General features: G+C 71.0%; 23 protein-coding genes. 16 read left to right on the top strand and 7 right to left on the bottom strand.

The window, feature by feature from the left end:
• Positions 1 to 115: 115 nt before the first annotated feature.
• Entirely contained in the window at positions 116 to 952 is an 837-nt protein-coding gene (locus ACIHEJ_RS26135; RefSeq protein ID WP_400139057.1) for a L,D-transpeptidase family protein, read from the bottom strand.
• A 79-nt stretch (positions 953 to 1,031) separates the two neighbouring features.
• Here ACIHEJ_RS26135 and ACIHEJ_RS26140 point away from each other — a divergent pair, with 79 nt between their 5' ends.
• Entirely contained in the window at positions 1,032 to 2,612 is a 1,581-nt protein-coding gene (locus ACIHEJ_RS26140; protein WP_400139058.1) for a methylmalonyl-CoA mutase, read from the top strand.
• A 30-nt stretch (positions 2,613 to 2,642) separates the two neighbouring features.
• On the top strand, positions 2,643 to 3,293 hold the full coding sequence (leuE, locus tag ACIHEJ_RS26145; RefSeq protein ID WP_400139059.1) for a leucine efflux protein LeuE: 651 nt from the start codon (positions 2,643 to 2,645) through the stop codon (positions 3,291 to 3,293).
• Between the two features lie 136 nt (positions 3,294 to 3,429).
• On the opposite strand, the gene ACIHEJ_RS26150 is transcribed toward leuE, so the two are convergent.
• Positions 3,430 to 4,626: an acyltransferase family protein gene (locus ACIHEJ_RS26150; RefSeq protein WP_400139060.1), complete on the bottom strand. Its 1,197-nt coding sequence runs from the start codon at positions 4,624 to 4,626 to the stop codon at positions 3,430 to 3,432.
• On the opposite strand from ACIHEJ_RS26150, the gene ACIHEJ_RS26155 reads away from it, so the two are divergent.
• The gene (locus ACIHEJ_RS26155) at positions 4,544 to 4,717 is read left to right on the top strand and encodes a hypothetical protein (RefSeq protein WP_400139172.1); all 174 of its coding nucleotides are present in this window, start codon (positions 4,544 to 4,546) and stop codon (positions 4,715 to 4,717) included. The two genes, ACIHEJ_RS26150 and ACIHEJ_RS26155, sit on opposite strands and share 83 nt — an antisense overlap.
• Before the next feature lie 111 nt (positions 4,718 to 4,828).
• Here ACIHEJ_RS26155 and ACIHEJ_RS26160 read toward each other — a convergent pair whose 3' ends face one another.
• Both ACIHEJ_RS26160 and ACIHEJ_RS26165 read right to left on the bottom strand, forming a co-directional pair.
• Positions 4,829 to 6,163: a polysialyltransferase family glycosyltransferase gene (locus ACIHEJ_RS26160; RefSeq protein WP_400139061.1), complete on the bottom strand. Its 1,335-nt coding sequence runs from the start codon at positions 6,161 to 6,163 to the stop codon at positions 4,829 to 4,831.
• On the bottom strand, positions 6,160 to 7,137 hold the full coding sequence (locus ACIHEJ_RS26165; protein ID WP_400139062.1) for a glycosyltransferase family 2 protein: 978 nt from the start codon (positions 7,135 to 7,137) through the stop codon (positions 6,160 to 6,162). The genes ACIHEJ_RS26160 and ACIHEJ_RS26165 overlap by 4 nt, the downstream gene beginning before the upstream one ends.
• Positions 7,138 to 7,335: 198 nt before the next feature.
• Between ACIHEJ_RS26165 and ACIHEJ_RS26170 the strand changes: the two genes are divergently transcribed.
• The 4 genes from ACIHEJ_RS26170 to ACIHEJ_RS26185 are packed head-to-tail and all read left to right on the top strand — an operon-like array spanning position 7,336 to position 12,107.
• Entirely contained in the window at positions 7,336 to 8,679 is a 1,344-nt protein-coding gene (locus tag ACIHEJ_RS26170; protein ID WP_400139063.1) for a DUF6716 putative glycosyltransferase, read from the top strand.
• 17 nt (positions 8,680 to 8,696) lie between these two features.
• Positions 8,697 to 9,926 carry a cytidylyltransferase domain-containing protein gene (locus tag ACIHEJ_RS26175; protein WP_400139064.1) on the top strand — a complete coding sequence of 410 codons (1,230 nt, stop codon included), beginning with the start codon at positions 8,697 to 8,699 and terminating at the stop codon, positions 9,924 to 9,926.
• Positions 9,927 to 9,939: 13 nt separating this feature from the next.
• Positions 9,940 to 10,878, top strand: coding sequence for an N-acetylneuraminate synthase family protein (locus ACIHEJ_RS26180; protein ID WP_400139065.1), 939 nt, complete (start codon positions 9,940 to 9,942; stop codon positions 10,876 to 10,878).
• 35 nt (positions 10,879 to 10,913) lie between these two features.
• Positions 10,914 to 12,107: a hypothetical protein gene (locus ACIHEJ_RS26185; protein ID WP_400139066.1), complete on the top strand. Its 1,194-nt coding sequence runs from the start codon at positions 10,914 to 10,916 to the stop codon at positions 12,105 to 12,107.
• 84 nt (positions 12,108 to 12,191) lie between these two features.
• On the opposite strand, the gene ACIHEJ_RS26190 is transcribed toward ACIHEJ_RS26185, so the two are convergent.
• Positions 12,192 to 12,857, bottom strand: a complete 666-nt coding sequence (locus ACIHEJ_RS26190) for a class I SAM-dependent DNA methyltransferase (protein WP_400139067.1) — start codon at positions 12,855 to 12,857, stop codon at positions 12,192 to 12,194.
• Between the two features lie 234 nt (positions 12,858 to 13,091).
• On the opposite strand from ACIHEJ_RS26190, the gene ACIHEJ_RS26195 reads away from it, so the two are divergent.
• The 8 genes from ACIHEJ_RS26195 (at position 13,092) to ACIHEJ_RS26230 (ending at position 22,293) form a co-directional block, all read left to right on the top strand.
• On the top strand, positions 13,092 to 14,327 hold the full coding sequence (locus ACIHEJ_RS26195) for an amidohydrolase (protein ID WP_400139068.1): 1,236 nt from the start codon (positions 13,092 to 13,094) through the stop codon (positions 14,325 to 14,327).
• 291 nt (positions 14,328 to 14,618) lie between these two features.
• Positions 14,619 to 15,683, top strand: a complete 1,065-nt coding sequence (locus ACIHEJ_RS26200; protein ID WP_400139069.1) for a BMP family protein — start codon at positions 14,619 to 14,621, stop codon at positions 15,681 to 15,683.
• 234 nt (positions 15,684 to 15,917) lie between these two features.
• On the top strand, positions 15,918 to 17,444 hold the full coding sequence (locus ACIHEJ_RS26205; RefSeq protein WP_400139163.1) for an ABC transporter ATP-binding protein: 1,527 nt from the start codon (positions 15,918 to 15,920) through the stop codon (positions 17,442 to 17,444).
• On the top strand, positions 17,441 to 18,568 hold the full coding sequence (locus tag ACIHEJ_RS26210) for an ABC transporter permease (RefSeq protein ID WP_400139070.1): 1,128 nt from the start codon (positions 17,441 to 17,443) through the stop codon (positions 18,566 to 18,568). The genes ACIHEJ_RS26205 and ACIHEJ_RS26210 overlap by 4 nt, the downstream gene beginning before the upstream one ends.
• A complete protein-coding gene (locus ACIHEJ_RS26215) occupies positions 18,568 to 19,854 on the top strand; it encodes an ABC transporter permease (protein ID WP_400139071.1) in 1,287 nt (428 codons plus the stop codon). Before ACIHEJ_RS26210 ends, ACIHEJ_RS26215 begins: the two co-directional genes overlap by 1 nt.
• Complete coding sequence (locus ACIHEJ_RS26220; RefSeq protein ID WP_400139072.1) at positions 19,851 to 20,255, top strand: cytidine deaminase; 405 nt, start codon at positions 19,851 to 19,853, stop codon at positions 20,253 to 20,255. Before ACIHEJ_RS26215 ends, ACIHEJ_RS26220 begins: the two co-directional genes overlap by 4 nt.
• 80 nt (positions 20,256 to 20,335) lie before the next feature.
• Complete coding sequence (locus ACIHEJ_RS26225) at positions 20,336 to 21,613, top strand: thymidine phosphorylase (protein WP_400139164.1); 1,278 nt, start codon at positions 20,336 to 20,338, stop codon at positions 21,611 to 21,613.
• 95 nt (positions 21,614 to 21,708) lie between these two features.
• Positions 21,709 to 22,293: a Uma2 family endonuclease gene (locus ACIHEJ_RS26230; RefSeq protein ID WP_400139073.1), complete on the top strand. Its 585-nt coding sequence runs from the start codon at positions 21,709 to 21,711 to the stop codon at positions 22,291 to 22,293.
• 7 nt (positions 22,294 to 22,300) lie between these two features.
• Here the strand turns inward: ACIHEJ_RS26230 and ACIHEJ_RS26235 are convergent, their stop codons facing one another.
• Entirely contained in the window at positions 22,301 to 23,221 is a 921-nt protein-coding gene (locus ACIHEJ_RS26235) for an AEC family transporter (protein ID WP_400139074.1), read from the bottom strand.
• Positions 23,222 to 23,306: 85 nt separating this feature from the next.
• Here ACIHEJ_RS26235 and ACIHEJ_RS26240 point away from each other — a divergent pair, with 85 nt between their 5' ends.
• Positions 23,307 to 23,660 (top strand): STAS domain-containing protein, encoded by a 354-nt coding sequence (locus ACIHEJ_RS26240; RefSeq protein WP_400139075.1) that lies wholly within the window; start codon positions 23,307 to 23,309, stop codon positions 23,658 to 23,660.
• Here ACIHEJ_RS26240 and ACIHEJ_RS26245 read toward each other — a convergent pair.
• On the bottom strand, positions 23,544 to 24,557 hold the full coding sequence (locus ACIHEJ_RS26245; protein WP_400139076.1) for a sigma-70 family RNA polymerase sigma factor: 1,014 nt from the start codon (positions 24,555 to 24,557) through the stop codon (positions 23,544 to 23,546). The two genes, ACIHEJ_RS26240 and ACIHEJ_RS26245, sit on opposite strands and share 117 nt — an antisense overlap.
• Between the last annotated feature and the right edge of the window lie 217 nt (positions 24,558 to 24,774).

Here is a 24,774-nt window from a genome sequence, read left to right on the forward strand (position 1 = left end):
CGGCGCGACGGCGGGCAGGAGCCCGACGCCACCCCCCCCCCCCCCCGCGGCGGCGCCCCCCCCCCCCCCCCCCCCCCCCCCCCCGCCCCGCATCCACTCCCGCGAACCGCGTCCCTCACCAGTGGACGACGACCTTGTCGCCGACCCTCACCTGAGCGAACAGCTGCTTGATCGCGGCCCCGTCCCGTACGTTCACGCAGCCGTGCGAGCCGCCCGCGTATCCGCGCGCCGCGAAGTCGAACGAGTAGTGCACGGCTTGGCCGCCGCTGAAGAACATGGCGTACGGCATGGGCGAGTGATACAGCGTGGACACCCAGTCCCGCGCCTTCCAGTAGACGTGGAAGACGCCCTCCCGCGTCGGCGTGTACTGCGCGCCGAACCGCACCGCCATCGTCGACACCGTCCGCCCGTCGACCATCCAGCGCAGCGTCCGCGTCGTCTTGTCGATGCACAGCGCGCGCCCGGTCAGACAGCGCGGGTCGGGTGCCCCGGCCGGCTGACCGCCCATCAGGTACAGCTCCCAGGTGCCGGGCCGGTGCGTCATGTCCACCAGCCGCTGCCAGGTGACGGTGTCCGTCCGCCCGGTCCGGGGCAGCCCGCGCTTGCCCTGGAAGCCGCGCACGGCCCGCTCGGTCAGGTCGTCGTACGACCCCGTCGGCCCGTCGAACAGCCAGTCCACCTGCCGCAGCCGCGCCTGCAGCTCGCGCACCCCGGGCCCGCTGTCACCGCGCGCCCACAGGACGCGGGACGGCGGAGCCTGGGCCGTACGGGAGGGCCCGGCGGGGTTGTGGGCCGTCCGGGTGGGATCGGGACTCCGGTCGGACGGCAGCTCGATGTGTATCGGAGAGCGGGCCTTGCCGCCGGCGTCCGTGGGCTGCGCGGTGCAGCCGCAGAGGGCGGCGAGGACGGCGGCCGAGGCGAGTACGGCGGCGGGTCTGCCCGGGATCCTCATGCGGGGGATGCTTCCCCGCGTGACCGCCGCCGAACTACGGGGCATGGTGAGGAGTAGCAGACGTCCTGCGGAGGCATCCATGGCACGTGAGTCGGAGTCGGGCCTGCCGATCGAACCGGTCTACGGACCGGCCGACCTGACCGGCTGGGACCCGGCCCAGAAGCTGGGCGAACCGGGGTCGTACCCCTTCACCCGGGGCGTGTACCCGTCGATGTACACCGGCCGCCCCTGGACCATGCGCCAGTACGCCGGCTTCGGCACGGCGGCCGAGTCGAACTCCCGGTACCGGCAGCTGATCGCCCACGGCACCACCGGCCTGTCGGTCGCCTTCGACCTGCCCACCCAGATGGGCCACGACTCCGACGCGCCCCTCGCCCACGGCGAGGTCGGCAAGGTCGGCGTGGCCATCGACTCGATCGAGGACATGCGGGTGCTGTTCGACGGCATCCCGCTGGACCAGGTCTCCACGTCGATGACGATCAACGCGCCCGCCGCTCTGCTCCTGCTGCTGTACCAGCTGGTGGCGGAGGAGCAGGGGGTGAGGGCCGATCAGCTGACGGGCACGATCCAGAACGACGTCCTGAAGGAGTACATCGCGCGGGGCACGTACATCTTCCCGCCCCAGCCCTCCCTGCGGCTGACCGCGGACATCTTCCGGTACTGCACGGCCGAGATCCCGAAGTGGAACACCATCTCGATCTCCGGCTACCACATGGCCGAGGCGGGCGCGTCTCCCGCGCAGGAGATCGCGTTCACCCTCGCCGACGGCATCGAGTACGTCCGCACGGCGATCGCGGCCGGCATGGACGTGGACGACTTCGCCCCGCGCCTGTCCTTCTTCTTCGTGGCCCGTACGACGCTGCTGGAGGAGGTCGCCAAGTTCCGGGCGGCGCGGCGGATCTGGGCGCGGGTGATGAAGGAGGAGTTCGGCGCGGAGAACCCCAAGTCCCTGATGCTGCGCTTCCACACGCAGACGGCCGGCGTCCAGCTGACGGCCCAGCAGCCGGAGGTGAACCTGGTCCGGGTAGCCGTCCAGGCGCTGGGCGCGGTCCTCGGCGGCACCCAGTCCCTGCACACCAACTCCTTCGACGAGGCGATCGCGCTGCCCACGGACAAGAGCGCCCGTCTGGCCCTGCGGACCCAGCAGGTCCTGGCCCACGAGACGGACGTGACCGCGACGGTCGATCCCTTCGCGGGCTCCTACGCGGTGGAGCGGATGACCGACGACGTGGAGGAGGCGGCCGTCGGCCTGATGCGGCGGGTCGAGGAGCTGGGCGGCGCGGTCGCCGCGATCGAGCGGGGTTTCCAGAAGACCGAGATCGAGCGGAACGCCTACCGCATCGCCCAGGAGACGGACTCCGCCGAGCGGGTCGTCGTCGGCGTCAACCGCTTCCAGCTGGACGAGGAGGAGCCCTACGAGCCGCTGCGGGTGGACCCGGCGATCGAGGCCCGGCAGGCGGAGCGGCTGCGGACCCTGCGGGCCGAGCGGGACCAGGGGGCGGTGGACGCGTCGCTGGACGCGCTGAAGAAGGCGGCCGAGGGAAAGGACAACGTCCTGTACCCGATGAAGGAGGCGCTGCGCGGGCGGGCGACGGTGGGAGAGGTGTGCAACGCGCTGCGGGAGGTGTGGGGCAGCCATGTGCCGAGCGACGCGTTCTGAAGGTCGTACCCCCGTGCGACACTCCTTTCCATGTTCGGCGTCATCGATCTCCCCACCTATCTGGCAGGCCTCGTCCTGATCGTCCTGCTGCCCGGCCCCAACTCCCTCTACGTCCTGTCCGTCGCCGCCCGGCGCGGGGTGCGGGCGGGTTACACCGCCGCCGCCGGGGTGTGGTGCGGGGACACGGTCCTCATGACGCTGTCCGCCGCCGGGGTCGCCTCCCTGCTCCAGGCCAACGCCCTGCTGTTCGGGATCGTGAAGTACGCCGGTGCCGCATATCTGACCTGGCTGGCCATCGGCATGCTGCGGGCCGCCCGGCAGATGTGGCGGACGCGGCGGGAGAAGGCCGTGGAGGAGGCCGTCGCCTCCGCTCCCGGGGACGAGCGGCCCTTCCGCCGCGCCTTCGTCGTCAGCCTCTTCAACCCGAAGGCGATCCTGTTCTTCGTCGCCTTCTTCGTGCAGTTCGTGGACCCGGGATACGCCTACCCCGCCCTGTCCTTCGTCGTCCTCGGCGCCCTCGCGCAGCTGGCCAGCTTCCTGTACCTGAGCGCGCTGATATTCGGCGGCACCCGCCTCGCCGCCGCGTTCCGCCGGCGCAAGCGGCTGTCGGCCACGGCCACCTCGGCGGCCGGCGCGCTGTTCCTGGGCTTCGCGGTGAAGCTGACGCTGGCCAGCGCCTGAGCCGCCGGCCGACCTCCCGTCTCAGCCCGCCGCGGGGACGCCCGTCCGTGCCGCGTGGGGCGGTGCCTGCCCCGAGGGCCCGTTCGGAAGCGAAGAGCAGATGAACGGATGCCCAACGTCCGCAGGGCCCCTCCGCTCAGCCGGTCTCCTCGCCGTTCTTCGGCGCCGTGAGCTGCGTCGTGAGCTGCGTCGTGATCGCCGGGGTGCGCACCCTCTTCATGGCCCTCCTCAGCCGCGGACCGAACGGCTTCTCCACGAACCGGTGCATCAGCCAGGCGAGCACCAGCATGCCGAGCACCGTCGTCACGAACGTCGGCCACGTGGGCAGGCCCAGGCCCCGGTGCAGCACCCGGATGGCGAACCAGCCCAGGTGTTCGTGGACCAGGTAGAAGGGGTACGTCAACGCGCCGGCCGTGGCCAGCCAGGACCAGTTGGCCCAGCTGGTCCAGCCCACCGCCACGACCGCCACGGACGCGAAGGCGAGGGTGACGATCAGGACGATGACGTGCGGGTCGCGGACGAAGTCGCCGTGCGCGCCGGGGTGCCAGAGCCCTCGGGTGGCGTTGCTCTGTCCGAGCAGCCAGGACACGGCCACGATGCCCCACAGCAGCAGGTCGCTGCCGAAGCGGTGGATCAGGTAGAGGGCGAGGCCGCCGATGAAGAAGGGCGCGTAGTCCGGCATGACCACTTGCTTCAGCAGCTCGTCGTCGGAGGTGTTGCACAGCACCGTCGCCAGCGTCCACACGCTGCAGAAGAGCACGACCCGCCGGTAGGTGACCCCGCGCAGGACGACGAACAGGGCGAACAGCGCGTAGAAGCGGACCTCGGCCCAGAGCGTCCAGCACACGCCCAGCACACGGGGCGCGCCCATGGGCTGCTGCAGCATCGTCAGGTTGACCAGGAACTCGTCCAGGCGGACCGCGTGCACGACGGCGGGCAGGGCGAGGGCCGCTCCGGTGACCAGGAACAGGGCGACCCAGTAGGCGGGGTAGAGGCGGGCGACGCGGGAGCGGAAGAAGTCGCCGAGGGTGCGGCCCCAGCTGCTCATGCAGATGACGAAACCGCTGATGACGAAGAAGAACTGCACGCCCAGGCAGCCGTAGGTGGCCACCTGGGACAGGTGCGGGAAGAGACGGGCCGGATTCTGGTGCCAGGACTCGGAGATCGTGCCGCCGCGTCCGGCGTAGTGGTAGCAGCAGACCATCAGCGCGGCAAGAAGCCGCAGGCCGTCCAGGGCATGGAGGCGGCTCTTGGGGCCGCTCGTCACGGACGGGACGGGGGCCGGCCCGGGCGCGGGCGGAGCGCTGGTGAGGGTGGTGGACGAAGCAGGCATGATGCTCGATATTTTTCCCGAACAAACGTTAATCGCCTCGGATTTTCATATGAATTTCCGTGGCGAGCTCACGTTCCATGAATTCGCCTGACCGACCTCGTCCGTTCACCCGCTCGTCGCTTTCGTTTGCGGCCGATCCGATGCGGCCGACCCGAAAAGGGCGGGCCCGTCCGGGGCCCGCCCTCATTCGGAAAACGCGGGTTCAGCCGCGCACGACCCGGCGCAGATTGCGCGCCTTGCGGGCCATTCGGCGGACGGTCGCGTTCCGCGGGATGAACGCCAGCTGGGCGGGCACCCCGCCGGGCAGCGCCAGCGAGGTCAGACGCTTGCGCTTGAAGTAGCGCAGGGTCTTCTCGTCGAGGTTCCCCGCGAGGTACCGCTCGGTCTCCTCGCGCAGGCCCGGCAGGATCTTCGGCTGCATCGCGAAGCCCACCGCGCGCACCAGCGCACCCAGCCCTTCCACGTCCTTGCCCGAGCGCTGCTCGGTCACGGCGGGACGGTCGCCCAGCTCGGGCAGCAGGGCGTCCACGACGGTGACCGGCACCCGGTTGCTGTTCTCGTACGGCGTCAGCCGCTCCAGCAGCAACTCGGTGCCCACCCGGGCGACCGGCAGGCCGTACAGGGCCTGTGCCGTGAGCAGGGCGGTGGAGAAGCAGCCGACGACCAGCGCGGGACGCATCCGCTGGTACAGCACCTCGGCGAGGACCGGCGTGTCGAGGACGGTCAGCTCGACCTCCAGCCTCTGCGCCTCCTGCTCCAGGGAGCGGGTGAAGGCGGCCGGGGCGGACGGGTGCGGCTTGAACACCACTTTGGTGTGGCCGAGCGCGGCCGCACCCTTCAGCATCCGCACATGCAGGTTCTCCTCCTGCTCGGCGGTGAGGATCTCCAGCGCCGACAGGTACTGGCCGAGCAGCAGCGCGGGCTCCTCGACCGCGGGCAGCTCCTCGGCCGTGGGCACGAGTTCGGCCAGCACCTTGGTGAACGCGGGCGTCGGCACGATCTCACCGGGCACGCCGAACTCGGTGAGCAGCAGCGGCTTCAGGCCGGGCACCAGGTCCAGGTGCAGCACCCGGTCCACCCGGGTGCCGACCAGCGGGTCGATCTTGTTGCGGGTCGGGCCGTAGCTCATCAGACCGTCCGCGTAGACCGTGACCGGGGCCCCGGTGAAGATCTGCGCGAGCGCCAGGGAGGGATTGACCTGGATCGACTCGACGGCCAGCGCCACGTCGTCGTCGCCCAGCTGCCACTCGTGGCGCAGGTACCGCTCCCAGAGCGGCATGTCGTCCACGCGGGGGGCCCAGCCGCCCGGGTGGAACGGGAAGATCGTCTCGTTGTACGAGATCACGTCGTCGAACCGGTCGCGCAGCTTCTCGAAGCCGGGCATCCCGTCCAGGCCGGGCGTCGTCTCCGGCGTGGCCGCGTTGTTGCAGACCAGCAGGATCCGCCGGTCGGCCGGGCGGAAGCAGCCGGAGTCCAGGGCGGCGGCGAGCGTGGCCGTGCCGTACAGCGTCGACGCCTGGAAGATCTGGGTGGTCACGCGGCGACCCCCGCGGGGGCGGGACGGCGGCGCAGCCGACGCAGCTTGGTGGCGCGCTGGAGGTCCATGGAGTCCAGTGCCTCGTCCAGCACGTCCTGCGGCATGCGCCGCAGGGCCGCGGCGCTCAGGGATTTCAGCTTCTTCGCCACCGCGGGCTCGAACCTTTCGATGGATCCCAGGTGATGGGAAATGATCGCGCAGTAGGTACGGACGGCCTTCGGCAGCAGCTGACCGGCGTCCCGGTCCCGGGCGGTCTCCGCGATGACCTGATCGAAGGCCCGGATGAAATCGAGCTGCCGGACATCACCGATCTGGGTGAGCGACGAGGCCACCCCGCGCCGGTAGAACACACCGAGCAGGCTCACCGCGGCGAAGGACTCCGCCTCCCGGTGCAGCTTCCAGATCCACGGCCGGTCCTCGGCCGTGCGCAGCCCGTCGGTGAAGTGCAGCAGGCCCGCCTCCAGCAGCCGGCGGTGGTAGACACCCGCCCAGGCGTACGCGTAGTCCACGGAGGTGGACCGGTCGGCGGGCAGGATCGCCTCGCGCGGGTTCAGCACCACGTTCCGCCGGCCCACGGGCACCCGGTGCACGGCGCGGGACCGTGCGGTGCACTGCACATGATCGGTGCGGATGAAGTCGCAGCCCAGCTCCTCGATGGCCGCGATCGCCTGCGGGAAGTAGCCGGGGGCGAGCCAGTCGTCCCCGTCCAGGAAGGTCAGGTACTCGCCGCGCGCCCGGTCGATACCGGTGTTGCGCGCGGTCGCCAGCCCCCCGTTCTGCTCGTGCCGGACCACGACCGCGCCCGGCAGCTCGCGCTCCGCGCGCGCGAGAATCTCTGGTGTCCCGTCGCGGGAACAGTCGTCGACGAGAATGAATTCGAAGTCCTCACGCGCGTTCGCCTTCAGGCTCCTGAGCGTGTCGGGCGCATATTGCTGCACGTTGTAGAACGGCACGATGACGGAGAGCTTGACCACGTCAGGGACGTTAGGGCGAAGCCCGTCATTCGTCTTGACGCCTTGCTTGATACTGGGTGAACGACGCGTGGCGAAGCTGTGAACCGGGCTTTTTTCCGGCGCGATCGGAGCCTGATTCGCCATTCGGCGATGTGCTGTTAACCGTTTGTTGCATTCGGGTTGGGCGGTTCCTCGGAATCGCTTCCTAGCGTCTTCGACGTGCCAGCAAGTGCAACGAAGTCTCTGCGGGTCGCCGTCCTCGCGGACTCCGACACCCGGTGGAAGTGGGGCGCGCTCACCGCGCAGCGCCTCGCTCCCACGGATGCCGAGGTCCGGCTCGACGGCTACCTCCTGCGAGGGCGCGCCACCCCGACCGCCCGCCAGCTCCGGGAAGTCGGTGTCCGGGCGGACTCCCTCCGCGAGGTCACCGGCGTCGAGTTCCTGCGTGCCATGAGCGAAGGCCCCGACGACCGGTACGACGTCCTCGTGCTCGCCCTGGTCGGCGGCGGAGTGCAGGCGATGCTGCACGGGCTGCGCAGCGCCTGGGGCCCGGGCCGGCGTCCCGTCGTCGTCACCGGATACGTGGGTGTCGTCTACGAGAAGCTCGCCGACGGACTGCTGCTGCGGCACGGCGCGGACCTCGTCCTCGCCAACTCCCGTCACGACGCGGACCGGTTCCGCGCCGTGTACGAGGGCGTGGGCGCCGACGCCTCCTCGGTCACCGAGGTCGCGCTGCCCTTCCTCGGCGGGGCGCCGTACACCGGCGGACACGACCCTTCCACGGAGCAGGGGCGCGGGCCCTGCACCGTGGTGTTCGCGGCCCAGCCGTCCGTCCCGGACAGCCGCAAGGACCGTACGTACCTGCTGAACCGGCTCATCGAGCACGCCCGGAAGCACCCCGAGCGCGAGGTGCTGCTGAAGCTGCGCTCCAAGCCCGGCGAACACACCACCCACATCGAGGAGCTGCCGTACCAGAAGCTGGTGCAGGGCATGGACCTGCCCGCCAACTTCCGCCTGGTGTACGGCCACATGGGTGAGGTCCTGGACCGCACCGACCTCCTCGTCACCGTCAGCTCCACGGCCGCCCTCGAAGCCCTGCACCGCCGCGTCCCCACGGTGATCCTCACCGACCTCGGGGTGCGCGAGGTGCTCGGCAACCACCACTTCACCGGTTCCGGCTGCCTCGCCTCCTGGGACCAGCTCGACGCCGGCCACCGGCCGGTGCCGGACGAGGAGTGGGTGGCCCGGCAGGGCGTCGCCGCCGACGGCACCTACGCCACGGCCTTCGACACCGCCCGCGAACGCATCGCCGAGCTGCTGGAGCGCCCCGGCGGCCTGCCGCCCCTGAACCCCTACTACACCCCCGAGACCGCGCCCGGCTATCTGCCCGGCATCCTCGCCCGCCACCACCTCGGCCCCGACGGCGCCCCGCTGCCCGGCGCGCCCGCCGCGGACAAGGCACCCGGGCCGGTCCGGCAGATCGTGCGCCGGGCCGCGCGCGGCGCCTACCGCCACGGCGTGCAGCGGGTCGCCCCGGTGATCCGCCGGATGGGGGAGCTGTGACTTCTCAAGGAGATCGGATGTCCCACTCGGAAGCGGGCCGAGGCGCCGAGGTGCGCCGGGTGCTCGCGGTGATCCCCGCACGCGGCGGCTCCAAGGGCGTGCCCGCGAAGAACCTCGCCCCCGTCGGCGGTGTCCCGCTGGTGGCCCGCGCGGTGCGCGAGTGCCGGGCGACCCGGCTGGTCACCGACGTCGTCGTCTCCACCGACGACCAGGCCATCGCCGCCGCCGCCCGGGAGGCCGGCGCCGAGGTCGTGCTGCGCCCCGCCGCCATCGCCGGGGACACGGCCACCTCCGAGGCCGCTGTCCTGCACGCCATGGACGCCCACGAGGCGCTGCACGGCGCGACCGTCGACGCGGTGCTCCTCGTGCAGTGCACCAGCCCCTTCATCGTCCGCGAGGACATCGACGGGGTGGCCGGCGCGGTCGTGGAGAACGGCGCGGACACGGCCGTCACCGTGGCCCCCTTCCACGGCTTCATCTGGCGCGAGGCCGACGCCGACTCCGAGGGCGGGGTGGGCGTCAACCACGACAAGTCCTACCGCCCGCGCCGGCAGGACCGCCCCCAGGACTTCCTGGAGACCGGCGCCGCCTACGCGATGGACGCGGCCGGCTTCCGCAAGCACCAGCACCGCTTCTTCGGCCGTACGGAACTCGTCCGCACCGACCCCGCGCGCGTGCTGGAGATCGACGACCCGCACGACCTGGCCCGGGCCCGCGCGCTCGCGCCCCTCTTCGACGCGGACCGCCCCGGTTCGCTCCCCACCTACGACGACATCGACGCCGTCGTCCTCGACTTCGACGGCACCCAGACCGACGACCGGGTGCTGATCGACTCCGACGGACGGGAGTTCGTCTCCGTGCACCGCGGGGACGGACTCGGCATCGCGGCCCTGCGCAGAAGCGGCCTGAAGATGCTGATCCTGTCCACGGAACAGAACCCTGTGGTCGCCGCCCGTGCCCGGAAGCTGAAGCTCCCGGTGCTGCACGGCATCGACCGCAAGGACCTCGCCCTCAAACAGTGGTGCGAGGAGCAGGGCATCGCGCCGGAGCGCGTGCTCTACGTCGGCAACGACGTCAACGACCTCCCGTGCTTCGCCCTCGTCGGCTGGCCGGTGGCGGTCGCGAGCGCTCACGACGTCGTACGCGGCGCCGCACGCGCGGTCACCACGGTCCCCGGCGGTGACGGCGCGATCCGAGAGATCGCCAGCTGGATCCTCGGCCCCTCTCTCGATTCCCTCCCCAAGTAAGGACACTCCCCTGATGAGCACCAACTCCCGTCTGCGTACGTTCGGTTCGCGCGAGGTCGGCCCCGGCCGCCCGGTCTACATCTGCGGCGAGATCGGCATCAACCACAACGGTGAGCTGGAGAACGCCTTCAAGCTGATCGACGTGGCCGCCGAGGCCGGCTGCGACGCCGTTAAGTTCCAGAAGCGCACCCCGGAGATCTGCACCCCCCGCGACCAGTGGGACATCGAGCGCGACACCCCCTGGGGCCGGATGACCTACATCGACTACCGCCACCGCGTGGAGTTCGGTGAGGACGAGTACCGCCAGATCGACGAGTACTGCAAGGAGAAGGGGATCGACTGGTTCGCCTCCCCGTGGGACACCGAGGCCGTCGCCTTCCTGGAGAAGTTCGACGTCCCCGCCCACAAGGTGGCCTCCGCGTCCCTGACGGACGACGAGCTGCTGCGCGCGCTGCGCGCCACCGGCCGCTCGGTCATCCTCTCCACCGGCATGTCGACCCCGAAGCAGATCCGCCACGCGGTCGAGGTCCTCGGCTCGGACAACATCCTCATGTGCCACGCCACCTCCACCTACCCGGCGAAGGCCGAGGAGCTGAACCTCCGCGTGATCAACACGCTGGAGAAGGAGTACCCGAACGTCCCGATCGGCTACTCCGGCCACGAGACCGGTCTGCAGACCACCCTCGCCGCGGTCGCGCTCGGGGCGACCTTCGTCGAGCGTCACATCACCCTCGACCGCGCCATGTGGGGCTCCGACCAGGCCGCCTCCGTGGAGCCGCAGGGCCTCACCCGCCTCGTCCGCGACATCCGCACCATCGAGGCCTCCCTCGGTGACGGCGTCAAGAAGGTCTACGAGTCCGAGCAGGGCCCGATGAAGAAGCTGCGCCGCGTCGCCGGCGTCGTCGCCGAGGCGGAGATCGCCGCGGCGGCCGGCGAGCCCGTCGCGGTGTGAGACCAGGTCACTTACGACGGGACGGTCGTACGCCGATGAGCCCCCGCGCCGGTCACGCCGGCCACCCTCCCCGCACGCTCGCCTTCGTGGAGAGCCCGGTCCAGCTGCTGAACGTGCTGGAGTGGGCCCACCTGCACGGACTGTGCGGCGCGGAGCCTGACGCCCTGGCGTCGGTCCCCGCGCAGATACGGCGGACGGTGGCCGGCGACCCGGCACCGGCCGGCGCGGAACTCACCGTCGTCGTGCTGTCCCCGACCGACCCCATGACCCGGGGCCAGCTGCGCCGCATGGCGGACCTCGCCCGGGACGAGGGGTACCGGGTCCGCTGGGAGGAGGCCCGGGGCGGCCCCGCGGCCCCCTTCCAGACGATCGGCGGCCTCACCGGGGCTCTCCGGCGGGCCGACCGGATCGTCATGGGAGACCCGTTCTCCCGCTACGTGCAGCTGCTGCTGACCATCACCAAGGCGCGCGACCTGGTGGTGGTCGACGACGGCACGGCGACGATGGAGTTCGTCGGCCAGCTGGCCCGGGGCGAGCGGCTGGTCCGCTGGCACCGCAAGGGCGGCCGGCCCGGCGCCCGTGACCTGCTCTTCGCGCCGGTCTCCTCCTCGGCCCGCCGCCGGCTGACCCCCAGCGCCCGCCGCACGGTGGAGGTCTTCTCCTCCATGCCGGTGACCGAGACCCCGCAGGGCGTCACGGTCACCGCGAACGACTTCGCCTGGACCCGCGCCCGGTTCGGGCCGCCGCGCATCACCAAGGGCGCGGACATGGTCGGCACCTCGCTGGTCGAGACCGGCGTCGTGGACGGCGACCGCTATCTGGAGGCCGTCCGCAACCTGGCCGAGGCCCACGGCACGACGCGTTACTTCGCGCACCGCCGCGAGAGCGCCGAGAAGCTGCACCGCCTGGCGGCGGAGACCGGGCTGGAGATCGTCCGCCCGGACCTCCCCCTGGAACTGATCGCCCGCCGCGGCCCCATCGGCCGCACGATCCTCAGCTTCCCCTCGACGGTCGTCCACACCCTGCCCCTGGCCCTGGCCGGTACGGGCGTCCGCGTCGCGGTCTGCGACATCGACCCGTCCTGGCTGACCGAGACGGCCTCGCCCCGGGCGCAGGGCTTCCTGTCCGGCGTCACCGGCACCGCCCGGGACGTGCACCGGCTGGCGGCCGTCGGCCTGCCCCCGCGCGCTCCGAGCCGCCCGGGACGGGTCAGCCCCGCGGGAACCTGACTCACCGGCCGCGCCCGTGAACGTCGCGGCCCGCACGGTGGGGATCGCATGTCGCCGTACCACGAACGGACGGTCGGCCCCGGCTCAGTTTCCGCCGCCGGGTCTCCGTGCCAGCACGAACGCCCGGGCGAGTCGTTCCTCGCCCGACGGTTCGCGGCGCACCGTCGCCACCAGATCCAGGCCCGCTCCCGTCAGGGCCTCGGTGATCTGGCCCGGGGTGCGCCAGTAGTAGTCGAGGTCGATCTCGTGGCCGAAGCGTTCCGTGAGGTGCAGGTGGCCGGGTTCAGAGGCCGTCTGGAAGCCGAGGAGGGCGTGGGCGCCGGGGAGCAGGGTGCGGTGGAACTGGGCGAACGTCGCCGGCAGGTGGGTGTCGGGGACGTGGATGGTGGAGTAGAGGGCGAGGATGCCGCCCAGGGTGGCGTCGGGCAGGTCCAGGGACGTCATCGAGCCGACGTGGAAGCGCAGTCCCGGGTGGGCCTCGCGGGCCAGGGTCACCATGGTGGGGGAGAGGTCGACCCCGAAGGCGGGGACGCCGTGCTCGTGCAGGAGCGCGGTGACGTGGCCGGGCCCGCTGCCCAGGTCCGCCACCGGGGCGGTGCCGTTGGCCTTGACCAGCTCCGCGAAGGCGGTGATCAAGGTGTGGTCCAGTGGATGGGACAGGCCGGACGGGAAGCGGTTCGTGTAGTCCTTGGCGATCGCGTCGTAGGACGTGCGGGTGGGCTGCAGGAAGGCCTCGGATGCATCGCTCACGGGGCCGGACCCTAGCGGGACGGGGCGTACCGTGGGGTCCGGTTCGTGGACATGGCGCGCGTGAGTGCCACCATGCGTGGTATCCGTGGAAGGAGGAAACGAGGGTTTTACCCATCAGAGTCCGCCGCCATGCGTCCGCCGGTCAGATTTTCTTCCCCTAACGGGCTGAACTTTTATTGATCGAGGGGTACTTGACCAGCCGGGCGTCCTACCCTTCAGAGGGTGAAACAGTTGATGTCCGTAGAGTCCGAGGCCGGCCTCTCGGGGGATGTGCTCCCCGGCGTGCTGAGCGAGTCCCTGCACGCCGAACTGGTCGCCTTCCGTCGCGACTTGCACATGCACCCCGAGCTGGGCAATCAGGAGTTCCGTACGACCGCCGCGATCAAGGAGCGGCTGGAGCAGGCCGGGCTGCGGCCCCGGGTGCTCGCCAGCGGAACCGGACTCGTCTGTGACATCGGGATGCCCGACGGCGGGCGTCCGCCCGTACCGCTGCTCGCGCTGCGCGCGGACATCGACGCCCTGCCCATCCCGGACACCAAGACGGACTGCGCGTACCGGTCCACCGTCCCCGACCGGGCGCATGCCTGTGGTCACGATGTGCACACGACCGTGGTGCTGGGTGCCGGGCTCGTTCTCGCCGATCTGCACGCCAAGAGGTTGCTGACCCGCCCCGTGCGGCTGCTCTTCCAGCCCGCCGAGGAGGTGCTGCCCGGCGGGGCGCTGGGCGCCATCGCGGACGGGGTGCTCGAGGGCGTCGGCCGGATCCTCGCCGTGCACTGCGACCCCAAGGTCGAGGTCGGCCGGATCGGGCTGCGGCACGGCCCGATCACCAGCGCCTGCGACCGGCTGGAGATCGCCCTGGACGGCCCCGGCGGGCACACCGCCCGTCCGCATCTGACCACCGACCTGGTCACCGCGGCCGCCCGTGTCGCCATCGACGTACCCGCGCTCGTCGCCCGGCGGGTCGACACCCGCGCGGGGCTCGCCGTGACGTGGGGCCGGATCGAATCCGGCCACGCCCCGAACGTCGTCCCGCAGCACGCCGAGCTGTCCGGCACCGTCCGCTGCCTGGACCTGAACGCCTGGCGGGACGCCCCCGACATCGTGCACGCGGCCATCGACGAGGTCGCCACCCTGCACCGGGCCAAGTCGGAGATCAACTACATGCGCGGTGTACCGCCGGTGGTCAACGACCGGGAGTCCACCGAGCTGCTGCGCAGGTCCATGGTCGCCCGGCGCGGCATGCGGTCGGTGGAGAGCACGGAGCAGAGCCTCGGTGGCGAGGACTTCTCCTGGTACCTGGAGGAGGTGCCGGGCGCGATGGCCCGCCTCGGCGTCCGGGCCCCCGGCGACCGCACGGTGCGCGACCTGCACCAGGGAGACTTCGACGCCGACGAGTACGCGATCACGGTCGGCGTGGAGATGTTCACGGCGGCCGCCTTCCTGGAGCCGAACGGGGTACGGGGCTGAGGCCCGCGGCGCCCGGGGCCCGGAGCCCCGGGGGTCGCCTCCCTGGCCGGCGCAACACGCTCGCAAGCCATTCGTGCACGGTGCGCGACGGTGCCGGGACCCGCCCGGGAGCGCGAGTTCAGACGCTGTTTGCCTCGAATCGATAACGGCTTCGAGAGGGGGTTTTTTGCGACATCTACGCGCGTTACGATGCCGCGAAGCCGACGCCGCCGGGGCGCTTCGGCTCGAGCACCGGCACGGTGCTCACATCAAGCGCCGACACGGCGCTCAGGTCAGGTGAAGGAGCCTCCCGTGCGCCGGGTAGCCAAGCTTTCCGCTGCGTGTATCGCCACCGCAGCCCTCGCCGTGACTGCCACCGCGTGTGGCAGCACCTCCTCCGACAACGACTCCTCGTCCTCCTCCTCGGGTGGCGGCAAGGGTGTCAAGATCGGTCTCGCCTACGACGTCGGCGGCCGTGGTGACCGCTCCTTCAACGACTCCGCCGCGCGCGGTGCCGACAAGGCGGAGAAGGAGTTCGGCGGCTCCATCAAGGAGCTGACCGCCAAGACCTCCGACACCGAGGCCGACCGCGAGCAGCGTCTGTCGGACCTGGCGGACGCCGGCTACAACCCGATCATCGCGGTCGGTTACGCCTACGCCCCGTCCATGACCAAGGTCGCCGCGAAGTACCCGAAGATCAACTTCGGCATCGTCGACTCGGTCGTGAACGGCAAGAACGTCGACAGCATCACCTTCACCGAGGAGCAGGGCTCCTACCTGGCCGGCGTCGCCGCCGCGCTGAAGACCAAGACGAAGCACGTCGGCTTCATCGGTGGTGTGGACGTCCCGCTGATCAAGAAGTTCGAGGCGGGCTTCACCCAGGGTGTCAAGGACACCAACTCCAAGATCAAGGTCGACACGCAGTACCTGTCGCACGGCTCGGACACCTCCGGCTTCGCCAGCCCCGACAAGGGCAAGGAGGCCGCGCAGGGCATGCTCGACAACGGCGCGGACGTCGTCTACTCGGCGGCCGGCTCCTCCGGCAACGGCGCGATCGAGGCCGTCAACGGCAAGAAGGGCGCCTGGGCCATCGGCGTCGACTCGGACCAGTACAACATCCCGGGTCTGGCCAAGTACAAGAACTCGATCCTGACCTCGGTGGTCAAGAACGTCGACGTCGGCGTCTACGACCTCATCAAGTCCGCCCACGACGGCAAGCCGCTGGCCGGCAACAACGTCTACTCGCTCGCCAAGGACGGTGTCTCGCTGGCCACCAGCGGCGGCTTCATCGACGACATCCAGCCCAAGCTGGACGCCGCGAAGAAGAAGATCGTCGACGGCCAGATCAAGGTCAAGACCAGCCCGACCCAGAAGTGACCTGATCGGTCCGGCCGGTCCTTCGGCCCGCCGGACCGGCCGGTCGCAGCATCGAGGCTCGGCGCGGGGGCGCCTGACGGAGCCCCCCGCCGAGCCATAACAATGTGTCAACTCTACGCGTGTAGCTTGGAGTTGCCGCGCTAGCGTCGCCGACGCCTGCCACCTCCCCTACGCAGCCCCTTTCCCCGAGGAGAGTGCGCCATCAACGCGTCCAGCCCTCCCGCTGCCGTCGAACTGCGCGGCATCACCAAGCGTTTCCCCGGCGTCGTCGCCAACCGCGACATCGACATCACGGTCCGCACGGGCACCGTCCATGCCCTGTGCGGTGAGAACGGCGCCGGCAAGTCCACCCTGATGAAGATCCTCTACGGCATGCAGCAGCCGGACGAGGGCACCATCACCGTCAGCGGCGAACAGGTCGTCTTCCGCAACCCCGGCGACGCCATCGCCCGCGGCATCGGCATGGTGCACCAGCACTTCATGCTCGCCGACAACCTCACCGTCCTCGAGAACGTCGTCCTCGGCGCGGAGAAGCTGCACGGCATCGGGGGCAAGGCGCGCGCGAAGATCAAGGAGATCTCCGACGCGTACGGGCTGAACATCCGGCCCGACGTGCTCGTGGAGGACCTGGGCGTCGCCGACCGCCAGCGCGTGGAGATCCTCAAGGTCCTCTACCGCGGTGCCAAGACCCTCATCCTGGACGAGCCCACCGCCGTCCTCGTGCCGCAGGAGGTCGACGCGCTCTTCGACAACCTGCGCGAACTGAAGGCCGAGGGCCTCACCGTCATCTTCATCTCCCACAAGCTGGGCGAGGTGCTGTCGGTGGCCGACGAGATCACCGTCATCCGCCGCGGCACCACCGTCGGCACGGCCGAGCCCCGCTCGACCACGCCCAAGCAGCTCGCCGAGATGATGGTCGGCAGCGAGCTGCCCACCCCGGAGACCGAGGAGTCCACGGTCACGGACGTCTCGATGCTCCAGGTGGACGGCCTGCACCTGACGCAGACCGACCTCGACGGCATCGAGCGGATCATCCTCGACGAGATCAGCTTCACCATCCACAAGGGCGAGGTCCTCGGCATCGCCGGTGTGGAGGGCAACGGCCAGTCCGAGCTGGTCGAGGCGATCATGGGCATGCGCCAGCCCGACGCCGGCATCGTCACGCTCGACGGTGCCGACATCTCCCGCACCCCCACCCGTGACCGCCGCGAGGCCGGCATCGGCTACATCCCCGAGGACCGCCACCGCCACGGCCTGCTCCTCGAGGCACCGCTGTGGGAGAACCGCATCCTCGGCCACGTCACCGAGAGGCCTAACTCGCGCGGCGGACTGATCGACATCAAGGCGGCCCGCACCGACACCGAGCGGATCGTCGAGGCGTACGACGTCCGCACCCCCGGCATCGACGTGACCGCGGCCTCGCTGTCCGGCGGCAACCAGCAGAAGCTGATCGTCGGCCGCGAGATGAGCCACAACCCCAAGCTGCTCATCGCCGCCCACCCCACGCGCGGTGTGGACGTCGGCGCGCAGGCGGCCATCTGGGACTACATCCGCGAGGCCCGCCGCGAGGGCCTGGCCGTGCTGCTGATCTCCGCCGACCTCGACGAGCTGATCGGCCTCTCGGACACCCTGCGGGTGATGTACCGCGGCCGCCTGGTCGCCGACGCCGACCCCGCCACCATCACCCCCGAAGAGCTGGGCTCCGCCATGACGGGTGCGGCCACCGGCCACCTGGAGCACACAGAGGACGACGAGCGATGAAGAAGCTGACCTCACGGATCGACAAGGAGCGGCTGCTCCTCGGCATCGCCGCGCCGGTGCTGGCGGTCGTCGCCGCGCTCGTCGTCACCGCCCTGGTGATCGCCGCGACCGGCAAGAACCCCGGCGACGCCTTCAGCGACATGATGACCTACGGCTTCGCCAGCGACAGCCAGGTCTACGTCCTGAACAAGGCGACGACGTACTACCTCGCGGGTGTCTCGGTGGCCATCGGCTTCCGGATGAACCTGTTCAACATCGGCGTCGACGGCCAGTACCGGCTCGCCGCCTTCATCGCCGCCGTCGTCGGCGGCGCGCTGACCGTGCCGGGCTGGCTCGCCATCCCGCTGATCCTGGTCTGCGCCATGGCGACCGGCGCCCTGTGGGCGGCCATCGCCGGCGTCCTCAAGGTGACCCGGGGCGTCAGCGAGGTCATCTCGACGATCATGCTGAACTCGATCGCCACCGCGATCATCGCCTATCTGCTCCAGCCCGGGAAGCTGGGCGAGCTCCAGCAGGGCGGCACCCTCGTCTCCACCAAGCCGCTGCCGTCGTCCTCGTTCTTCTTCAACTTCGACACCGGCCCGGCCGGCGTCCTGGACGGCTTCATCGTCGTCGCGGTGGTCGTCGGTCTCGCGTACTGGTTCGTGCTCGGCCGCACCCGGTTCGGTTTCGACCTGCGCACCGTCGGCCAGTCCGAGAGCGCCGCCGCCGCGAGCGGTGTGTCGGTCAAGAAGATGATCGCGACCAGCATGGTCATCTCCGGTGCCGTGGCCGGCCTGATCGGCATGCCCACGCTGCTGAACGAGAGCCACCAGTTCGACAACAGCTTCCCCGCGGGCATCGGCTTCACCGGCATCGCCATCGCGCTGCTCGGCCGCAACAACCCGGTCGGGATAGCGCTCGGTGCCCTGCTCTGGGGCTTCCTGGAGCGCACCACCAACCACCTGGAGTTCCAGGGCTACGACAAGGAGATCCTCGGCGTCATCCAGGGCGTCATCGTCCTCTGCGTCGTGATCGCCTACGAGGTCGTGCGCCGCTACGGCCTGAAGCGCCAGCAGCAGAAGGTCGGCGCCGAACTCGCCGCCCAGGCCGCCGCCGCGACGAAGAAGCAGGAGGTGGCGTGATGACCGCCACGATGACCGACGCGCCGCCGCCGGCGGCCCCCAAGGCGGGCAACGCCCCCAAGGGCTCCACCCGTTCCTTCGGCCAGATCCTGCTGATCGTCGCCGGAGCGCTGCTGCTCCTGGCCGCGGTCCGCATGATCACCGGCTCCAACTCGCTCGACTCCGCGGGCCAGGTCAGCGCCGCGCTCGGCCTCGCCGTGCCGATCGGCCTCGCCGGTCTCGCGGGCCTGTGGTCCGAGCGGGCCGGTGTGGTCAACATCGGCCTCGAGGGCATGATGATCCTCGGCACCTTCGGCGCCGGCTGGATCGGCTGGCAGACCAGCCCCTGGCTCGGCCTGCTGTGCGGCATCGGCTTCGGTGTCCTCGGCGGCCTGGTGCACGCCGTCGCCACCGTCACCTTCGGCGTCGACCACATCGTCTCCGGTGTCGCCGTCAACCTGCTCGCGCTCGGCGCCACCCAGTACCTGGCCAAGCTGTTCTTCGCCGGCGGCAAGGCGGCCGACGCGGGCGGCAACCCCAAGCAGTCCCCGCCCGTGGACTCGCTGCCGGACGTCACCCTGCCCGGCCTCTCCGACGGCCTCGCGTCGATCGAGAAGCACCACTGGTTCCTGGTCTCCGACATCGCCGGCATCCTCGGCGGTCTGATCACCAACCTGTCGGTCGTGACGATCCTCGCCGTGCTGCTGTTCATCGGCAGCTGGTGGCTGCTGTGGCGCACCCCGTTCGGCCTGCGGCTGCGCTCCTGCGGTGAGAACCCGACCGCCGCGGAGTCCCTCGGCGTCAACGTGTACAAGTACAAGTACGCGGCCGTGGCCGTCTCCGGCGGCCTCGCCGGCCTCGGCGGCGCCTTCCTCGCGCTGGTCACCTCGCACACCTACCTCGAGGGCCAGACCGGTGGCCGCGGTTACATCGGCCTCGCGGCGATGATCTTCGGCAACTGGCGTCCGGGCGGCCTGGCGATGGGCGCGGGCCTGTTCGGCTACTCCGACGCGCTGCAGCTGCGCAACGGCGGTGTCACCGTCCACGCGCTGCTCCTGCTGCTGGTCGTGCTGCTCGCGCTGCTGGGCGGATGGAAGATGTACAAGAAGGCCCACTGGCAGGGCGGGATCGCCCTGATGACGGCCGCGCTGGTCCTGGTCTGGTACCTGTTCACCGACGAGGTCCCGAGCGACTTCGTGGGCGCCACCCCGTACGTCGTCACCCTGCTGGTGCTGTCGCTGTCGGCGCAGCGCCTGCGGATGCCGAAGGCGGACGGCATGCGGTACCGGAAGGGCCAGGGCAAGTGACTCAGGAAGCCGCCGTGTTCGACTGGGAGGCGCTGCGCGCCGAGGCGCGGGAGGCCATGTCCCACGCCTACGCCCCCTACTCGGGCTACCCGGTCGGCGTGGCGGCCCTGGTCGACGACGGCCGCACGGTCACCGGCTGCAACGTGGAGAACGCCTCCTACGGTCTCGGCCTGTGCGCCGAGTGCGGCCTGGTCTCCCAGCTGCAGCGCACGGGCGGCGGCAGGCTCACGCACTTCACCTGTGTGGACGGCGAGGGCGCGCTGCTCGTGCCGTGCGGCCGCTGCCGTCAGCTGCTGTACGAGTTCGGCGGCCCGGAGCTCCTCCTCGACACCCCCGCGGGCGTCCTGAAGCTGTCCGAGATGCTGCCCCAGGCCTTCGGCCCGGACCATCTCACCAAGTAAGTCCCGTACGGCCCCCCTGTCCCGCTCGCAGGGGGGCCGTGCACTTCGCACCTCCCGGAAGGAACCACATCGCCATGGCCATGGACGCCATCTCCGTGATCCGCGCCAAGCGGGACCGCGGCGAGCTGACCGACGAGCAGATCGACTGGGTCATCGACGCCTACACCCGCGGCGAGGTCGCCGACTACCAGATGGCCGCGCTCAACATGGCGATCCTGCTCAACGGCATGAACCGCCGCGAGATCGCCCGCTGGACGGCGGCCATGATCGCCTCCGGCGAGCGCATGGACTTCTCCAGCCTGTCCCGCCCGACGGCCGACAAGCACTCCACGGGCGGCGTCGGCGACAAGATCACCCTGCCCCTGGCGCCGCTCGTGGCCGCCTGCGGGGCCGCGGTGCCGCAGCTCTCGGGCCGGGGCCTCGGCCACACCGGCGGCACCCTGGACAAGCTGGAGTCGATCCCGGGCTGGCGCGCGCTGCTGTCGAACGAGGAGATGCTGCACGTCCTCGACACCACCGGCGCGGTGATCTGCGCGGCGGGCGACGGCCTGGCCCCCGCCGACAAGAAGCTGTACGCCCTGCGCGACGTCACCGGCACGGTCGAGGCGATCCCGCTGATCGCGTCCTCGATCATGTCGAAGAAGATCGCCGAGGGCACGGGCTCCCTGGTGCTGGACGTCAAGGTCGGCACGGGCGCCTTCATGAAGACGATCGAGGACGCCCGTGAGCTGGCCTCCACGATGGTCGGCCTCGGCACCGACCACGGGGTGAAGACGGTCGCGCTGCTGACGGACATGTCGACCCCGCTGGGCCTGACCGCGGGCAATGCCCTGGAGGTCCGCGAGTCGGTCGAGGTCCTGGCCGGCGGTGGCCCCGCGGACGTCGTGGAACTGACCGTCGCCCTGGCCCGCGAGATGCTCGACGCGGCCGGCATCAAGGATGCGGACCCTGCGAAGGCGCTGGCCGACGGCTCGGCGATGGACGTCTGGCGCAGGATGATCGCGGCCCAGGGCGGCGACCCGGACGCGGAGCTGCCCACGTCCCGCGAGCAGCACGTGGTGAAGGCCCCGTCCTCCGGTGTCCTCACCCGCCTCGACGCCTACGACATCGGCATCGCCGCCTGGCGCCTGGGCGCCGGCCGGGCCCGCAAGGAGGACCCGGTGCAGGCGGGCGCGGGCGTCGAGATGCACGCCAAGCCGGGCGACACGGTCCAGGAGGGCCAGCCGCTCCTCACCCTCCACACGGACACCCCCGAGCGCTTCGAGTACGCCCTGCAGGCGGTCGAGGGCGCGTACGACATCGCGCCGGCGGGCACCGACTTCCAGGCCACGCCGGTGGTGCTGGAACGTATCGCCTGACCTGGGGTTTCCACATACGGGTGAATGGGACCGGTGGACCACCACCGGTCCCGTTCGGCATCCTGGGATCGGTGACGCACCGATAGGAGACTGCCGTGAGCGCACTCACCGTCAGCCAGGACCCCGACCAGAACTGGGACGACCTCGTCCGGTACTGGGAGGAGATGGAATGGCCCGAGGGCAGCAAGGTGGAGATCATCGAGGGGATCATCACCGTGTCACCTTCTCCCGCGTTCCGCCACAACGTCATCGCGGAACGCATCCAGCGTCGCCTCTACTCCGTGATCCCCGAGGACTGGGGCATCTTCCAGACGCTGTCGATCGCCGTACCGTCCCGGCTGGGCATGCTCATCCCGGACGTGCTGGTGACGCCGGTGCAGGAGCGCCCGGAGACGGACTCCTACATCCCGGCCGCCCTCGCTGAACTCGTCGTCGAAGTGACCTCCAAGTCCAACGCCCGCCACGACCGCGTCAGCAAGGCCGCCGCCTACGCCACCGCGGGGATCCCGCTCTACCTCCTCGTCGACCGCTGGGCCCCCGGGGGGCCGACCACCACGCTCTACGGAGAGCCGAAGGGCGATGTCTACCGCGTCCTGAGCGCTGTGAAGTTCGGCGATCCCCTCAAGCTCCCGGCGCCGTTCGACCTCACGATCGACACCGGCGACTTCCCCGTCGACTGACCCGGCGTCACCCCAGCACCGCCGCCACCCCCACCAGCACCGGTACCGACACCACCGTCGACAGCAGGATCGACTCGCGGGCCAGGGTTTCGGCCACGTGGTAGCGGCTGGCGTAGGTGAAGAGGTTCTGGGCGGACGGGAGGGCCGAGGTCACCACCACGTCCAGCAGGGGCGCGCCGTGCAGGCCGAAGACGCCGGCCGCCAGGGCCCAGGCCACCAGCGGCTGACCCAGCGACTTCAACGCCACCGACAGCAGGACCGGATGACGGTCCCGGCCCCGGCCGGGGGCCGCACTGCCGTGCAACGACATCCCGAAGGCCAGCAGGGCCGCCGGGACGGACATGTTGCCGACCAGGGTGAGGGCGTTGAACAGAGGCCCGGGGACGTGTCGGCCCGCCGCTGACACCACCACCCCCGCCAGTGAACCCACCGCTATCGGATTGCGCAGCGGCGTCAGCAGGCGCCGCCACACCGTGTCCTTCCCGCCCGTGCCCGACAGGTCCAGGACCGTCAGCGCGACCGGGGTCACCAGGACGACCTGGAACAGCAGCACCGGTGCCACCAGGGACGCGTCGCCCAGGACGTACGCGGCGATCGGGATGCCGAGGTTGCCCGAGTTGACGTACCCGGAGCACAGCGCGCCGATCGTCGTACGGCCCACGCCCCAGCGCCGTACCGCGCCGACCAGCAGGAAGACCCCGCACACCGCGGCCGTACTGAGCGCCGTCACCAGCAGTCGGGCGGAGAAGAGGACCGAGAGGTCGGCGCGCGCGAGGGTCGTGAAGAGGAGCGCGGGACCGGCCACCGTGAAGGCCAGCCGGGTCAGCACCTCGCCGCCCTGCGCCCCGAGCGTCCCGCGCCGCCCGAGCACATAGCCCGCCCCGATGACGGCCGCGATCACCGCGAACCCGCTCAGCACCCCCGCCACGGGCCCCACCCTCCGGCGAAGAGGCCGCACGGGTCAATGTGATCCACGCCGATGAGTTCGGTCCGGCCCGGCGGTCTACCCGCACGTGGATGCCAGGACCCCCGCCGTGCTCGTGCTGCGCGGCCCCGTCGCCCGGGACGAGGTGCCGGGGCTGTGTGCCGATGCCCGGGCCCTGCTGAAGGGCGGCGGAGCCGACGTCGTCGTCTGCGATGTCGGCGGCCTCGGACCGCCGGGGCTCGCCGTCGTCGACCTGCTGGCCCGGCTGGAGCTGACCGCCCGCCGGGCCGGCGGGCGGATACGGCTGCGCGACGCCGACCCGGCGCTACACGCTCTTCTCGACCTCGTCGGACTCCGCTTCCAGGTGGAGGGGCAGGTCGAAGAGGGGGAACCAGCGCTGGGTGTCGAGGAAGCAGTGGAATCCGGTGATCCGGCCGTCTGAGATCTCCAGGATCTGCACCGCCCAGGGGCTGAAGCCGCCCTTCTCCGGGTCCGGCTTGTAGTGCGCGAAGCCCGGCAGCCCGTTGGCCTGGACCGGCAGCAGCCGGGAGCCCGCGCAGGAGGCGCCGATCGTCGTCATGAAGCCGGTGATGTCGGCCGTGCCCCGCAGCCACAGGTCGAACGGCGGCATCGTCATGACGGCGTCCTCGTGGAGCAGTGCCGTCAAGGCCGTCATGTCGTAGCCCTCGAAGGCCTTCACGTAGCGCTCCAGGAGCTTTTGCTGCTCCTCGTCCAGCGGGTCGGACACCGAGCCCTCGGCGCCCTCGCCCTCGCGCTCGGCGAGCGTGGCCCGGGCCCGCTGCAGCGCGCTGTTGACCGACGCGACCGAGGTGTCCAGCAGCTCGGCGACCTCGCTCGCCCGCCAGGCCAGCACCTCGCGCAGGATCAGCACCGCCCGCTGCTTGGGCGGCAGTTGCTGCAGGGCCGCCATGAAGGCCAGCCGGATCGACTCCTTGGCGACCGCGGCTTCCGCCGGGTCCTGCGGCGTCGGCAGCACGCGCGCGTCGGGCATGGGCTCCAGCCAGGTGTTGTCCGGGCGGGGGGACAGAGCCGCCTGGGCGAGCGGGGTCGAGTCCGTCAGGTCCATCGGCCGTGCCCGCTTGTTGCCCGCCGTCAGCATGTCCAGGCACACGTTCGTCGCGATCCGGTACAGCCACGAGCGCAGTGAGGAACGGCCCTCGAACGAGTCGTGGCTCCGCCAGGCCCGCACCAGGGTGTCCTGCACCGCGTCCTCGGCCTCGAAGGAGGAGCCGAGCATCCGGTAGCAGTACCCGGTCAGCTCGGTCCGGTGCTTCTCCAGTGCGACGTCCAGGTCCGCCGTCGCCGTGCTGTCGCCCATCGTCCACCCGCCCCTGTGGCCGTTTCGTTCGCGCGCCTTCGCGCTCCAGCACTTGGGAAGCTACCGCAGCCCACTGACAATGGCCCCCCGAGCGCGAAAAAGCCCAGCTCGGATCGGTTGCTTTCCCTGCGTGCACATGCGTGCCCGCAGCGACGCCCGCGGGGCGGATGCGCAGAGCCGCGCGCGGGCCGGTGCCCCCGGACACGCGTGCGGGGTA

It is taken from the genome of Streptomyces sp. NPDC052301, from assembly GCF_044593395.1.
In the GTDB taxonomy this organism is placed as follows: domain Bacteria; phylum Actinomycetota; class Actinomycetes; order Streptomycetales; family Streptomycetaceae; genus Streptomyces.

Coding starts and splice junctions, on each gene's coding strand:
- ACIHEJ_RS26135 (WP_400139057.1), bottom strand. CDS start 952: ATGAGGATCCCGGGCAGACCCGCCGCCGTACTCGCCTCGGCCGCCGTC.
- ACIHEJ_RS26140 (WP_400139058.1), top strand. CDS start 1,032: ATGGCACGTGAGTCGGAGTCGGGCCTGCCGATCGAACCGGTCTACGGA.
- leuE (WP_400139059.1), top strand. CDS start 2,643: ATGTTCGGCGTCATCGATCTCCCCACCTATCTGGCAGGCCTCGTCCTG.
- ACIHEJ_RS26150 (WP_400139060.1), bottom strand. CDS start 4,626: ATGCCTGCTTCGTCCACCACCCTCACCAGCGCTCCGCCCGCGCCCGGG.
- ACIHEJ_RS26175 (WP_400139064.1), top strand. CDS start 8,697: ATGTCCCACTCGGAAGCGGGCCGAGGCGCCGAGGTGCGCCGGGTGCTC.
- ACIHEJ_RS26180 (WP_400139065.1), top strand. CDS start 9,940: ATGAGCACCAACTCCCGTCTGCGTACGTTCGGTTCGCGCGAGGTCGGC.
- ACIHEJ_RS26185 (WP_400139066.1), top strand. CDS start 10,914: ATGAGCCCCCGCGCCGGTCACGCCGGCCACCCTCCCCGCACGCTCGCC.
- ACIHEJ_RS26195 (WP_400139068.1), top strand. CDS start 13,092: ATGTCCGTAGAGTCCGAGGCCGGCCTCTCGGGGGATGTGCTCCCCGGC.
- ACIHEJ_RS26210 (WP_400139070.1), top strand. CDS start 17,441: ATGAAGAAGCTGACCTCACGGATCGACAAGGAGCGGCTGCTCCTCGGC.
- ACIHEJ_RS26215 (WP_400139071.1), top strand. CDS start 18,568: ATGACCGCCACGATGACCGACGCGCCGCCGCCGGCGGCCCCCAAGGCG.
- ACIHEJ_RS26225 (WP_400139164.1), top strand. CDS start 20,336: ATGGACGCCATCTCCGTGATCCGCGCCAAGCGGGACCGCGGCGAGCTG.
- ACIHEJ_RS26245 (WP_400139076.1), bottom strand. CDS start 24,557: ATGGGCGACAGCACGGCGACGGCGGACCTGGACGTCGCACTGGAGAAG.